Origin of the sequence: Nitrococcus mobilis Nb-231 (assembly GCF_000153205.1) — a bacterium.
In the GTDB taxonomy this organism is placed as follows: Bacteria; Pseudomonadota; Gammaproteobacteria; order Nitrococcales; family Nitrococcaceae; genus Nitrococcus; species Nitrococcus mobilis.
In genome coordinates this window covers 1,725,911-1,739,666 of the sequence record NZ_CH672427.1, presented here as the reverse complement: position 1 = coordinate 1,739,666, position 13,756 = coordinate 1,725,911, and the positions used below count along the sequence as shown (strand labels likewise).

Genomic DNA, 13,756 nt, shown 5'->3' with positions numbered 1-13,756 from the left:
TCTCGGCTGCGCAATGCCATGAGCGTGGATGTCGAGGATTATTTTCAGGTCTCGGCCTTTGCCGGTACCGTGTCACGAACAAACTGGGATGATTGGCCGGCGCGGATCGAACGCAATATGAGTATTCTGCTCGAGCTTTTTGCCGAGCATGGGGTCCAGGTCACTTTTTTCACGCTGGGTTGGATTGCCGAGCGCTACCCGCAACTGGTGCGGCGCATGGTTGCAGGGGGGCACGAGTTGGCTAGCCACGGCTACGATCACCAACGGGTGAGCGAGTTCGATGCTGAAGCCTTTCGTCAGGATCTTGCTCGCGCTAAAGGTATTTTGGAGGACTGCGCCGGTGTGCGCGTCATCGGCTACCGTGCCCCCAGCTTTTCCATCGACGAGCGCACGCCTTGGGCTATGGATTGCCTGCTCGAAACGGGCCACCGGTATAGCTCCAGCCTCTATCCGATCGCGCATGATCACTACGGTTCGCCGCAGGCACCGCGCTGGCCGTTTAAGCCGCGCCCGGGCAGCGGGTTTCTGGAGCTGCCGATGGCCACTTTGCGCTTGGCGGGGCGGAATTGGCCGGCGGCCGGTGGTGGCTATTTTCGCCTGTTGCCGTATACGCTCAGTCATTGGTCGCTGCGCCGGATCAATCGTTGCGACGGGCGGCCGTTTATTTTTTACCTGCATCCCTGGGAGATCGACCCACAGCAGCCGCGCCCATCAAAGATAAGCCTGAAGACGCGCTTTCGTCATTATGTGAACTTGCACCGGATGCAATCCCGTCTCCAGCGTTTGCTGCGGGACTTCCATTGGGATCGCATTGATCGGATCTTTCTAGGGGGTTGAATATGCGTGCTGTAGCGGTGGAGCGTACGGAGTCGACCACCGTGCGGATTATGGAACTGACCCCGCAGGACATTACGCGTTGGGACGCCTTCGTCGACGCCTGTCCAGGCGCCACCTTCTTTCACCGGGCGGGTTGGAAAGAGATCATCGAGCGGGCTTTTGGGCATTCAACTTATTTTCTGATGGCCGAAAACGGTGATTCGATCGAGGGCGTCCTGCCGCTGGCTCGGCTGCGCAGTCGTCTGTTCGGTGATGCGCTCATTTCGTTGCCGTTCGCGGTTTACGGGGGCATAGCCGCGAGTACCGAGCAGGCGGCTGATGCCTTGGACAAGGCGGCGCAGGTGCTGGCCGAACGGCTCGGGGTCGGGCATTTGGAATATCGGCATTGCAAACCCATGCATCCGGATTGGCCCACCAAGGATCTCTATGTCACTTTCCGCGGTCGGATCGCACCTGATTCGCAAGCAAATATGGCTGCCATCCCCCGCAAACAACGGGCGATGGTTCGCAAGGGCATGCGTGCGGGGCTACAGAGCCGATTCGACGACGACAACGAACGTTTCTTCCAGGCCTATTCCTACAGTGTGCACCAGTTGGGAACGCCGGTATTTGCCCGCCGCTATTTCGATTTGCTACGCGAGACCTTTGGGCGCAGCTGCGATGTGCTGACCGTGAGTCACGGCGAGCGGCTGGTGGCCAGTGTGTTGTCGTTCTATTTTCGTGATGAGGTGTTGCCTTTCTATGGTGGAGGGACCGCTCTAGCACGGGAGTTCGCGGGCAACGATTTTATGTACTGGCAACTGATGGAAAGCGCTCGGGAGCGCGGCTACCGTTTTTTTGATTTTGGTCGCAGTAAACGCGGTGCTGGCTCCTATCATTTCAAGAAGCACTGGGGATTCGAGCCCCAGCCGTTGCATTACGAGTGCCGGCTGATACGCGCTACGGCTTTACCGGACAATAGCCCGATGAACCCGAAATACCGGCTGTTCATAGCGCTCTGGCGACGCTTGCCTCTACCCGTCGTGAATGCGCTGGGGCCGTACATTGTCCGTAACCTGGGGTAGGCTTATGGAGGATTTGCTTTTTCTCAGCCACCGCATTCCATATCCCCCGAACAAAGGGGAGAAAATCCGGGCGTATCATTGGTTGCGCACTTTATCGCAGCATTGGCGTATCCATTTGGGTGCATTTGTCGATGATCCGGCCGATTTCGATGGTCTCCAGGTTCTGGAGAACTTATGCACAGAGATCAAGTTGCTGCAGTTGCGCCCAAATCGCTCCAGAATACGCGCGCTGGCGGCGCTGATGGGCTCAAACTCCTTGAGCCTTGCCTACTATTACAGTCCGGAGCTGCAGCGCTGGGTGCAGGCCAAGCTCGCCTCCGGCATTCAGCACATGCTCGTCTACTCCTCGGCGATGGCGCAATACGTCCCGCGCGTTTCTCATGGGGGAGCAACTGCGCGGCCGGAACCGTCTAGCTCGGCTCTGGTGGTCGATCCGCCCCGCCCCCCCTCGGTTGCGCTGGCGGACTATGTCGATGTGGATTCCGAGAAATGGCGTCAATATGGCAAAGCGGGCGGTCCCATGGCTTGGCTCTATCGTTTGGAAGCGCGCCGTCTGGCGCGCTTTGAACGTGCGGCGGCCGAGAATTTCGACACGGTATTGTTTGTATCGAAACCGGAGACCGAGTGCTTTCTGCGGATGGCGCCGGAGCAAGCGGAGAAGACGGCCTGGCTGGGTAATGGGGTGGATACCGACTATTTTGCTCCCGAGGCGAAGTATGCCGACCCTTATTCCGCTGGTGGCCCAGTGATGGTGTTCACCGGCGTTATGGATTATCGCCCCAATGTCGAAGCCGTCGTATGGTTCGCCCGCGGGATTCTGCCGCGCGTGCAAGCGGTGGTAAGTGGAGCGCGTTTTTGTATCGTCGGCGGGCGGCCAGCGCCTAAGGTGCAGGCGCTTGCGCGTCTTCCCGGAGTCGCCGTAACCGGACGAGTGGCCGATGTGCGACCCTATCTCGCCCATGCAACGCTTGCGGTGGCGCCATTGCGAATGGCTCGTGGCATACAGAACAAGGTCTTGGAAGCCATGGCGATGCGACGTCCGGTGGTCTGTACCAGTGCTGCACTGGCGGGGCTCGATGCTGTGGTCGGCCGTGAGATCGCCATGGCGGATGGGGAAGCGGATTTTGCCAACTGGGTGATCGATCTGATGACCTCGCCGGTGATCGCAAAAGAAATGGGCGAAGCGGGACGGGCTCGGATCGAAACGGATTACACCTGGGCGTCTTCCGGGTTGCGGCTGCTCGAGTTGTTGCGTTCACCCGGGCACTCGAATGTTGCCCATGATCGTCCTGAAAGGACGCCGTGCCCGGTTGCTCTTCGCGGAGGATTGATTTCATGAGCGTTCAGCTGGAGCGCTCGCCTGGCCTCGGACGCAATGAGTTGCTTTTAGCTACTGTCCGCCATGTCTGGTTGCCCCACTTAGTGGGGCTTACCCTCTTGGTGCTGTTCATCCTGGGGCTGTTTCATCAGACCCTCTGGTCCATTGTTGATAAATGGGCAAACGCTGAGACCTATGCTCACGGTTTTTTCATCGTCCCCATTAGCGCCTGGCTGATCTGGCGCCGCCGCGAGGCGCTGCTCAAGATCGTACCTCGGCCGGACGCATGGGCCGTGCCTATCATGGTTGCGCTAGGGTTTGTATGGATACTGGGTGAGCTCGCGACCGTGGAGTTGGTCCAGCAATACGCGGTCGTGGCCATGTTGATTACGAGCGTTTGGTTGGTTGCCGGACCCCGGTTGGTGCGGGCCTGCGGTTTCCCGCTGTTCTTTCTGCTGCTCGCTGTGCCGTTCGGCTATTTCTTGGTGCCATCGCTCATGCAGTTCACCGCTGACTGGGCGATTACTTTGGTGCGACTGAGCGGCGTTCCCGTTTACCGCGAAGGGCTCACCTTTACCTTGCCGACGGGGACCTGGTCGGTCATCGAAGCGTGTAGTGGTCTGCGCTATCTGATCGCCTCTTTCACGCTCGGTTGCCTCTACGCCTATTTAATCTATCGTAGTTGGGGGCGCCGTGCGCTCTTTGTTCTTGCCTCGATCGTGGTCCCGATTATTGCCAATGGGCTGCGTGCCTATCTCATTGTGATGATTGGGCATCTCAGCAGCATGCGGCTTGCCACCGGCATCGATCATATTATTTATGGCTGGGTTTTTTTCGGGATGGTGATGCTGATTTTATTTTGGATCGGTGGTTTTTGGCGGGAGGATACTGCGGATACCAAAGAGTATCCCGATCGAGTCGGTGGATTTCGCGAATACCCGTTGGATTCCGCCACGCTCGGCGGGAAGTGGTCGGCTATGGTCCGAATGGCGATGCTGATCGGACTGGTCGCCATCCTGCTGGCAGCCGTGCCATTCTATGTCACTCATGTGAAATCCAGTCAGGCTAGGGCCACAGGTGCCGGGTTGGCGCTTCCCGCAGAGTTGCGGGGGTGGCGGACGCAAGCAAAGCCCTTCGTCGAGTGGGCTCCGCATTACACGGGCCTCACCGAGGCGCGGGCTCAGAGCTATGTGAGCTCGGCGGGCCCGATCGGCTTGTATGTAGGGCTTTACCGTGATCAGGAGGAAGGAGCGGAGCTCATCGCCTGGGAGAACGAAATCGTTTTCAATAAACACACTTCACGTGGCAAGTGGTATAGGGTTGCCGAGTGGCAACGTTCAATTAGGCTAACGAATGGCCAGGCACTGACCGTGCCCGTGACCCGGATCACTAACGACGAGCGTTATCTGGATGTGTGGCATTGGTATTGGGTTGCTGGACAGTTTACCGCGAGCAAGCTTGTAGCCAAGGCATTGACGCTCGGGGCTCGTCTCATGGCCCGTTTCGATGCGGCGGCGTTGGTCACAGTATATGTCCCTGTGGACCAGAGCGAGCCTGACCCCCAACAAAAGGTGCTTGCCTTCATTCAGGAGGCATTGCCAGCGATTGAACAAAATCTGACTGCGGCTGTGGGGGGATGAGTTGGACGAGCCATCGCTGCGCAGTCGGAGTCGACGCCCGTTGATCGCGCATGTCGTGTATCGCTTGGACATCGGCGGTTTGGAAAACGGTGTCGTTAATCTGACCAATCGGTTACCACCAGAAACCTTTGACCACTGCGTGCTATCTTTGACCGATGTTACGGAATTCCGGCAGCGCATCGAACGGCCGGATGTCGATTGCATTGCGTTGCACAAAAAGCCGGGCAAAGACCCGGCGCTCTATCTGAAGCTGTGGCGCACCTTCAGGACTTTGCAGCCGGCCATTGTGCACACCCGCAATCTGGCGACGCTGGAGGCGCAATTACCGGCGCTGCTTGCCGGGGTACCCGTGAGGATACACGGCGAGCACGGTTGGGAGGCCGACGACGTGGCTGCCCGCAGCCGCAAGAACCAGCGGCTGCGCCGGGCAATGCGGCCGCTGACACATCGATACGTAGCCGTTTCCCAGCACATCAGTGAGTATCTGCAGCGGCGGATCAACGTCCCCAAGACCCGTATCAGCCAGATATATAACGGTGTGGATACCAAGCGTTTCCGACCCGAAATCGATCGAGCCTGGGTAAGCGAGCGCTTCGGCTCCGCCGGCGTCTTCGTGATCGGTACCGTTGAGCGCTTGCAGGCGGTCAAGGATCCGTTGAACCTCGCGCGGGCGTTTTTGCAGCTGTTGCGCAGCCAGCCTTCGCTGGCCGAGCGTGCCCGGCTGGTCGTGGTCGGCGCCGGACCGTTACAGGAGGCACTGGAAAGCGTCCTGCAAGCAGGCGGTATTCGGCATCTGTGCTGGTTGGCCGGCAACCGAGCTGATATACCGGCGTTGCTGCGCGGATTCGATCTCTTCGTATTGCCGTCGTTAGCGGAGGGCATTTCCAACACCATTCTGGAAGCCATGGCAACCGGTCTGCCGGTTGTGGCGACGGCCGTCGGCGGCAATCCGGAGCTGGTAGAAGGCGGAGTGACGGGCCGCCTGGTGCCGCCTGCGAGCCCGCTTGCTTTGGCGGATGCGATGCGTGGCTATCTCGAGAATCCAGGCTTGGCTAGAACCCACGGGCTGGCCGGACGCCGCCGTGCCGAAGAGCGTTTCAGCCTTGATGCCATGGTCGGCGCTTATGCGGAACTTTACGCAACGCTTCTGGAGGGCCGTGGAATTAATTGCACGCAGACCCGGCCGGCCGCAGCGATTCCACCAAGGTTGAGATGATTTTCTGAGCCGACAACGTTCATCGAAAGAGTGAGAGCAGTGTAGTGTGCGGCATCGTCGGGATTTTCCATTATGCAAACGCGGGCTCGGTTGATCGGGATCTCCTGCATCGGATGAATGAGTCTCTTTTCCATCGGGGCCCGGACGACGGTGGGCTTTACGTCGAACCGCGGGTGGGTCTCGGCCATCGGCGATTATCGATAATCGACCTTTCTGGTGGCCATCAGCCATTGTTCAACGAAGACGGTTCGGTCGCTGTGGTTTTCAACGGCGAGATTTACAACTACCAGGAGCTGGCTCCCGAACTGGCCGCGCGCGGCCATCGTTTTCGCACCCGCACCGATACCGAGGTGATCGTACATGGCTGGGAGGAGTGGGGTGAAGCCTGCGTAGAACGTTTTCGCGGCATGTTCGGTTTCGCGGTCTGGGATAGCAACCGCCGCACGCTTTTTCTTGCTCGCGATCGCATCGGTATCAAACCGCTCTATTACGCCATATTGCCGGAAGGGCGTCTACTATTCGGTTCTGAGCTCAAGGCGCTGCTCGTCCACCCGGATTTACCGCGAACGATCATCCCTGAGGCCGTGGAGGAATATTTTGCCTACGGCTATATACCGGAGCCGCGAACCCTCTATCGCCACGCATTCAAGCTTCCCCCAGGCCATACCCTTGCGATCAAGGCCGATTGCCCGGTAGGCGAGCCGCGCCGGTATTGGGACCTCGATTTTAGCGAGCGCCGCAGCGCTGGGCAGAGCGTGGCCGATGGCGAGCTGCGCGAGCGCCTGCGAGAGGCGGTTGGCAGCCACCTGGTGTCCGATGTTCCGGTCGGTGCCTTCCTCTCCGGCGGGGTCGATTCCAGCGCGGTTGTGGCAATGATGGCGGGAGAGAGTCGGCGCCCGATACACACCGCATCGATCTCGTTCGGCGAGGCGGAGTTCGACGAGTCTCGCTATGCCGCCGAGGTCGCCCGGCGCTACGGCACCGATCACCGGGTCCGGCAGGTGGATCCGGATGATTTCAGCTTGGTCGAATGCTTGGCCGGGCTTTATGACGAGCCCTTTGCGGACAGTTCCGCTATGCCTACTTACCGGGTCTGTCAGCTCGCTCGCCAGGGGGTTAAGGTCGTCCTCTCCGGGGACGGTGGTGATGAGACCTTTGCCGGTTACCGGCGCTATCTCTGGTATCTGCGGGAGGAACGGGTACGCGGGTTACTGCCTTTGAGTCTACGCCGGTCCTTGTTCGGGGTATTGAGTCGCCTGTATCCCAAACTCGATTGGGCCCCGCGCGTACTGCGCGCCAAGGCTACTTTACAGGCTCTGGCGCAGGATCCGGTAGAGGGGTACTTTCATAGCGTTTCTATAGTCAATGCGGCTCAGTCATACGCGCTTTTCAGCCATGAATTTCGCCGGGCCTTGGGCGGTTATCGGGCCATCGAGGTTTTGCGCCGGCATGCTCGGCAGGCGCCGGCTCACCCTTTATCCCGAGTTCAATACCTCGATTTCAAGACTTATTTGCCCGGCGATATTTTGACCAAAGTGGACCGTGCCAGCATGGCACACGCGCTGGAGGTGCGTGTGCCGATCCTCGACCACGAATTCGTGGAGTGGGCGGCTGGATTGCCTCCGTCGCTCAAGCTCCAGAATGGCGAGGGTAAGTATCTGTTCAAGCAAGCCCTTCAACCGCTGCTCTCGAACGACATTCTCTACCGTCGCAAGATGGGTTTTGCGGTGCCCTTGGCCGCCTGGTTCCGTGGACCTTTGCGTGAGCGGGCGCGTGAGGCGTTACTCGGCGAGCGACTCGCGGATACGGGCTGGTTCAACCGTCGTTACCTGGAGCGCATCGTCGCCGAGCATACGGCTGGGCGGCGGGACCACAGCGCGCTCATGTGGACACTGTTAATGCTCGAACAAACCTACCGCAACGTCGAGCAACCCACGAACTCTGCGGTGGACAATGCTCGGGTGGCCGTCGGAGGGGATGGATGACATTGAGCGTGCTGCATGTTTTGGATCATTCCATACCGTTGCACAGCGGCTATAGCTTTCGTACTCGCGCCATTCTCGAGCAGCAACGGGCTCTGGGTTGGCTCACGTGGCATATCACCGGTCCTAAACATTATGGCACCAAGGCCAGTGAGGAGGAGGTCGACGGCCTGCATTTCTACCGCTGCATGCCGTTGCCGGGTTGGCAAGCAAGGGCGCCGGTGCTCAATCAGCTGGCGGTGGTGCATTGTCTGGAACGACGGTTGAAGCAGGTGATCGCCAAGGTACAGCCGGATCTCATCCATGCGCACTCTCCGGCCCTCAACGGCTTGGCCGCCTTGCGCGCTGCACGCCGCTGGCGGCTGCCTGTGGTCTACGAAGTGCGCGCGCTTTGGGAGGATGCCGCTGTCGATCATGGTACGACCCGGCCGGGCAGCGTGCGCTACCGGCTTACCAGCGCTCTGGAGACATATGTCTTACGGCGCGTCGATGCAGTTACCTGTATTTGCGAGGGATTACGCGGGAATATCGTCGCCCGGGGTATTCCTGCTAAGCGCATTACGGTTATCCCCAATGCGGTGGATCCGGCTCGTTTCCGCTTCGATCTACCGCGCGATGGGGCGCTGGCCACTCAACTTGGACTAGGCGGCGACGCCACAGTGCTGGGGTTCATCGGCTCGTACTACGGCTACGAGGGCTTGGAGCTTGCGGTACGCGCGCTTGGTGCCATTCGTCGACGGTATCCGCGGGTGCGTTTGCTATTGGTCGGCGGCGGTCCTCAGGAGGAATCTCTACGCAGACTGGTGCACGAGTTGGGTCTTGCAGACGCGGTCCTGTTTGCCGGCCGCATTGCCCATGATCGGGTGGCCCGTTACTACAGTCTGGTGGATGTGTTTCTCTATCCCCGGTTGCCGATGCGCCTCACCGAACTGGTTACGCCGCTGAAGCCGTTGGAGGCGATGGCACAGGGGCGATTGGTTGTAGCCTCGGATGTCGGTGGGCATCGTGAGCTCATTCGGGACGGTGAGAATGGATTTCTTTTCCCGGCGGGCTCGGTCGATGGCGTAGTCGAGGGCCTGGCCCATTGTCTCTCTGCGGTCGAGCGTTGGCCCGAAATCCGTGCGGCCGCCCGGCATTTTGTCGAGACGGAACGAAACTGGACAGTCAGCGTCGGGCGTTACGCTGGCGTGTATCGGCCGTTGCTGCAGAGACCGGCGGGGCTGATGGATCATGCCTAGTGCCGGCAAGGCGGTCTATGAGCGGCAAGGGGAAGCGGGGGCTATAGCTGATAGCGGTAAGAAGGTTTCGGGAGACCTGCGGGCGCCGAGGCTTGTCGTAATCGGGCCGATCGCCCCGCCCGCCGGTGGCATGGCGAACCAGACTCGGCAGCTCGTCGAATTGTGGCGCGCGGAGGGTCTAGGTGTCGATTTGGTTCCGGTCAATCCTCCGTACCGGGCCGCTTGGATCGGCCGAGTGCGTGGTGTTCGGGCGGTGTTTCGGCTGCTGTTCTATATCCCGATGGTTTGGCGAGCTCTCGATCGAGTGGACGTGGTCCACATAATGGCCAACTCGGGCTGGTCATGGTTTTTGTTCGTCGTTCCGCCGCTCGTCTTGGGTCGTCTGAGAAGGGTGGCTTGTGTCGTTAACTATCGGGGTGGTTGTGCGGGGGAGTTTTTGGATCGTTTCGGCTGGGCGGTGAAGCCTTTCATGAGATGCGCTGATGCGATCGTCGTGCCTTCGACTTTTCTCCGGGAGATTTTTTCCCCGCATGGCATACCGGTGCGGATCGTTCCCAACATTATCGATACGGAGCGCTTTCACTGGCGGGAGCCGCCCACTATTCGGCCTTTGAATCCCCGCATCGTAGTTACTCGTCATCTGGAACTCATCTACGATGTGGCGACCGCAGTGCGCGCGTTTCAGCTCGTGCACCGGCAGGTGCCCGGTGCCACACTCACCATTGCTGGGGCCGGTCCCGAGCTTTCGGCACTGGAGCAGATGGTCGCCGAATCGGGGCTCGGCGATGCGGTTACCTTTCCGGGTTCCCTAAGTGTGAAGGGGATGGCGGAGCTATACCACAGCGCGGATATCATGCTGAACACCAGTCGTGTAGACAATATGCCGAACTCCATACTCGAAGCGCTTGCCAGCGGCGTGCCGGTCGTCAGTACCAAGGTCGGCGGAATTCCCCATATGGTCCGCGATAAAGAGACGGCTCTGCTTATCGAGCCCGGTGATACCGAAGCGGCGGCCGCCGCCGTACTTCGGATATTGAACGATCGCGCTCTTGCCGCCGGGTTGGCCCAGAGAGGGCGGCAGGCTGTTGCCCAGTATACCTGGCAGGCCGTGCGTCAGCAGTGGTTGTCTTTGTACCGACGAGTTTTGGGGTGGGAGGTATGACAGCTGCGCGGGAAGGGCTGCGGGATTTTTGGCGCGCGACGGTTTCGCGCGCAATATTCCCGCTGCACGAGCGCTTGAAGGGCCACCGCTCTGTGGCATGGCGACACGATTTGGAACGCAGCCAATGGTGGTCACCGGAGACGCTGGAAGCGCATAGGCTGGGTCGGCTCAGAGAGTTTCTGGCACATGCGCAGCGTACCGTGCCGTATTATCGAGCGCTTTTTAGGGAAATCGGGTTCCAAGCGGAGGAACTTTGCGACGTTGGCGATCTGTGCAAAGTGCCGCTGCTCGACAAGCCGACGATAAGGGCGAATTTGGATGCATTGAAGGCCGAAGGGGCCAAGGGGCTGGCCGCGTTCAATACCGGTGGCTCGTCCGGTGAGCCGCTGACCTTTTTTTTATCGCGCGAGCGCGTCTCTCACGATGTCGCGGCCAAGTGGCGTGCGACACGCTGGTGGGGGGTGGATATCGGTGATCCGGAGGTCGTGCTCTGGGGCTCGCCGATCGAGTTGGGTGCCCAGGATGGCCTCAAGGCAATTCGTGATCGGCTGCTACGCACTAGACTTCTGCCGGCGTTTGCCATGTCCGATACTAATATGACCCGGTTTCTCCAAGATATCCGCCGCATTCGACCACGCATGCTATTTGGCTATCCTTCCGCGTTGGCGCTGCTGGCCAGCAGCGCCGAACGCCGGGATATGAGCATGGACGATCTTGGTATTCGAGTTGCTTTTGTAACCGGTGAACGGCTTTATCCTGAGCAAAAAGAGTGCATTGCCGGTGTTTTCGGCTGCCGTGTTGCCAACGGCTACGGAGGGAGGGATGCGGGATTCATCGCTCACGAGTGTCCAGGGGGCAGTATGCACCTGAGCGCTGAGGATATCGTGGTGGAAACCATAGATGCTCGGGGTGATCCGGTGGCGGCCGGCCATCCTGGGGAGATCGTGGTCACGCACATGGCCACCGGCGAGTTTCCGTTCATCCGTTATCGAACCGGCGATGTTGGGCTTCTCGGCGCGGCCGATTGCCCTTGTGGCCGGAGTCTCCCCGTGCTGCGCGAAATCCACGGACGGACGACGGACTTTGTGGTTGCCGCCGACGGGACGCTCATGCACGGGCTCGCACTTATTTATACCGTCCGTGCCTTGCCGGGAATTCGCACGTTCAAGATCGTGCAGGAGAGCCGGGATCTGGTGCGGGTGTTGGTAATTCCGAGCGGTGATTTGACCCAGGGTATCGCGGAAAAAATTCGTGCCGGTTTCCGGGCTCGGCTTGGATCGCAGGTGGATGTCAGAGTGGAGCCGGTTGAGTCGATTCCGCCGGAGCGATCCGGTAAATTCCGCTATGTGGTGAGTCGTATCGCTACGAGCGTGGTCGGGTAGGCAAGGAATGCAGAAGCTATCGATCCTGATTTACCATCGTGTGCTCGAGGCCCCCGACCCACTGCAGCCCGGTATCGTGGACCGCGTTATCTTCGAACGGCAGATGTGGGGAGTCTCCCGGTTTTTTCGCGTGCTGCCGCTCCTCGAGGCGGTAAATAGGCTGCGCGACGGCACTTTGCCGCGCCGTGCAGTTTCTGTCAGCTTTGATGATGGCTATCGCGACAACGTCGATATCGCGCTGCCGATTCTCCGTAGACTCGGCGTTCATGCCACTTTCTTTATCGCCACAGGATTTCTCAACGGCACCTGCATGTGGAACGACCGCGTCATTGAGGCCGTCCGGAGGCTGAACGGTGTTGGCCTCGATCTGAGGGAATTTACCGGCAAGCGGTTCGAGCTCCCTGCTGAGCTTCACGCCCGAAGTTCGGTCCTGCAGGCCATACTGCGCGCGATAAAATATCTGCCCTTCGCGCAGCGCGAGGCCGGCGTGTCGCTTATCGAAGGGCAGGCGGCGAGCAGGGCGACCGGTCTTATGATGCGCGAGGCCGATGTCCGGGCACTCACGCAGGCGGGGATGGGCCTTGGCGCCCATACCGTCAACCATCCCATTCTTAGTCAGTTGTCTGTGGCCGAGGCAAGAAGCGAGATCGTGGAAAGCCGGAAAACGCTGGAGTCGATAACAGGGCGCGGAGTGCGCCTATTTGCCTATCCCAACGGCAAGCCAGGGCTCGATTATGTCGAAGATCACGTGGCGATAGTGCGGGAGCTTGGTTTCGACGCCGCGGTGAGTACGAAATGGGGCAGCGCCAGTATTGCGAGCGATCGGTATCAGCTGCCACGGTTCACACCCTGGGACCGGTCACTGCCGCGGTATCTGGTACGGTTATCGTTGATGCGGCTGCGTCCCCCACCAATATCGACGTTGCGAGCGGCCTTCGATACGACCGACCGCAACGAACATGCTTAGTGAGAATTACGCTTCCGCAGACTCTTGCTGGACACTGTAGCTATGGCACTGAACCGGCGGCGGCCGAACCTATTCGTCATCGGTGCAATGAAGGCGGGTACCACGTCATTGCACGCCTACCTAGCTGAGCACCCGCAGATATTCATGTCCGCTTATAAGGAGCCCTGCTACTTCAATGAAGAGCTCCGTTGGTCCAAGGGAGAGGATTGGTACCTGGGTCTCTTCGCGGGGGCGGATTCGGAGCGGTTCGTCGGCGAATCCAGCACGACGTACACGATGCAGCCGAAGTATACTGGGGTGGTGGAGAAGCTCGAACGGTTCGCGCCCGAGGCGCGGATCGTCTATTTGCTCCGGGATCCGATCGACCGTATTGTCAGCCACTACTGGTATGCCGTCACCGGTTATGGCGAGCGCCGCGACATGATGACGGCCGTGCGAGAGAATCCGAACTACGTGGATTTTAGCCGCTACGCGGTACAGCTCGAGCCCTATCTGAGCCGTTTCGGCAGAGAGCGGATCTACATTATGACGCTCGAAGCGCTGCATCGAGAACCGCGCGACGCCATGCGGGATTTGCTCGTTTGGCTCGGGGTTGACCCGGCGGTGGAGTCGCTGGATCTGTCGGTGCAAATGAACGTGACCCCCCAGAAACTCCAGAGGGCAAGAGGTGGCGGCCTGCTCAATCGATTTCGTTACTCCCGTCTTTGGGAGCAGGTCGCACCGAGCGTACCGCCGATGATTCGGCAGGCAGCAACGCGGCTCGCCCTAAGGCGGGAAGACCGACCGGTACAGCCGGTGGAACAAGTCGAAGCCTATCTCCGGCCAATCCTTGCTGGCGAGGTTTCCCGGCTTTCGCAGATGCTAGGCCGTGACTTTCCCGAGTGGCGCCGGCTATGCGGCAGTAAGGAAAGCTGACAGTACGTCTTGATAATCGAGTTTGACCTGCGCGA

The 13,756-nt window shown here is 59.8% G+C and carries 11 protein-coding genes; all 11 read left to right on the top strand.

Annotation, left to right across the window (positions count from 1 at the left end; translation table 11 throughout):
- Positions 1-18: 18 nt before the first annotated feature.
- From NB231_RS08010 to NB231_RS07960, 11 genes are read left to right on the top strand one after another with little or no spacing between them, the layout of a single operon-like run.
- Positions 19-837 (top strand): XrtA system polysaccharide deacetylase, encoded by an 819-nt coding sequence (locus NB231_RS08010; protein ID WP_408634402.1) that lies wholly within the window; start codon positions 19-21, stop codon positions 835-837.
- Positions 838-839: 2 nt separating this feature from the next.
- Positions 840-1,901: a FemAB family XrtA/PEP-CTERM system-associated protein gene (locus NB231_RS08005; RefSeq protein ID WP_005001461.1), complete on the top strand. Its 1,062-nt coding sequence runs from the start codon at positions 840-842 to the stop codon at positions 1,899-1,901.
- Positions 1,902-1,905: 4 nt separating this feature from the next.
- A complete protein-coding gene (locus tag NB231_RS08000; protein WP_005001460.1) occupies positions 1,906-3,240 on the top strand; it encodes a TIGR03087 family PEP-CTERM/XrtA system glycosyltransferase in 1,335 nt (444 codons plus the stop codon).
- Positions 3,237-4,859: an exosortase A gene (gene xrtA, locus NB231_RS07995; RefSeq protein ID WP_005001459.1), complete on the top strand. Its 1,623-nt coding sequence runs from the start codon at positions 3,237-3,239 to the stop codon at positions 4,857-4,859. Before NB231_RS08000 ends, xrtA begins: the two co-directional genes overlap by 4 nt.
- Before the next feature lie 43 nt (positions 4,860-4,902).
- Positions 4,903-6,075, top strand: a complete 1,173-nt coding sequence (locus NB231_RS07990; RefSeq protein WP_050756157.1) for a TIGR03088 family PEP-CTERM/XrtA system glycosyltransferase — start codon at positions 4,903-4,905, stop codon at positions 6,073-6,075.
- A gap of 44 nt (positions 6,076-6,119) precedes the next feature.
- Positions 6,120-8,060: an XrtA/PEP-CTERM system amidotransferase gene (locus NB231_RS07985; protein WP_005001457.1), complete on the top strand. Its 1,941-nt coding sequence runs from the start codon at positions 6,120-6,122 to the stop codon at positions 8,058-8,060.
- Positions 8,061-8,062: 2 nt separating this feature from the next.
- Entirely contained in the window at positions 8,063-9,295 is a 1,233-nt protein-coding gene (locus tag NB231_RS07980; protein WP_040663547.1) for a TIGR04063 family PEP-CTERM/XrtA system glycosyltransferase, read from the top strand.
- The gene (locus tag NB231_RS07975; RefSeq protein WP_005001455.1) at positions 9,288-10,457 is read left to right on the top strand and encodes a glycosyltransferase family 4 protein; all 1,170 of its coding nucleotides are present in this window, start codon (positions 9,288-9,290) and stop codon (positions 10,455-10,457) included. The genes NB231_RS07980 and NB231_RS07975 overlap by 8 nt, the downstream gene beginning before the upstream one ends.
- Positions 10,454-11,839, top strand: coding sequence for a phenylacetate--CoA ligase family protein (locus tag NB231_RS07970; RefSeq protein WP_005001453.1), 1,386 nt, complete (start codon positions 10,454-10,456; stop codon positions 11,837-11,839). The genes NB231_RS07975 and NB231_RS07970 overlap by 4 nt, the downstream gene beginning before the upstream one ends.
- A gap of 7 nt (positions 11,840-11,846) precedes the next feature.
- Positions 11,847-12,806, top strand: coding sequence for a polysaccharide deacetylase family protein (locus tag NB231_RS07965; protein ID WP_005001452.1), 960 nt, complete (start codon positions 11,847-11,849; stop codon positions 12,804-12,806).
- A 42-nt stretch (positions 12,807-12,848) separates the two neighbouring features.
- Positions 12,849-13,721, top strand: a complete 873-nt coding sequence (locus tag NB231_RS07960) for a sulfotransferase family protein (RefSeq protein ID WP_005001451.1) — start codon at positions 12,849-12,851, stop codon at positions 13,719-13,721.
- Positions 13,722-13,756: the final 35 nt, after the last annotated feature.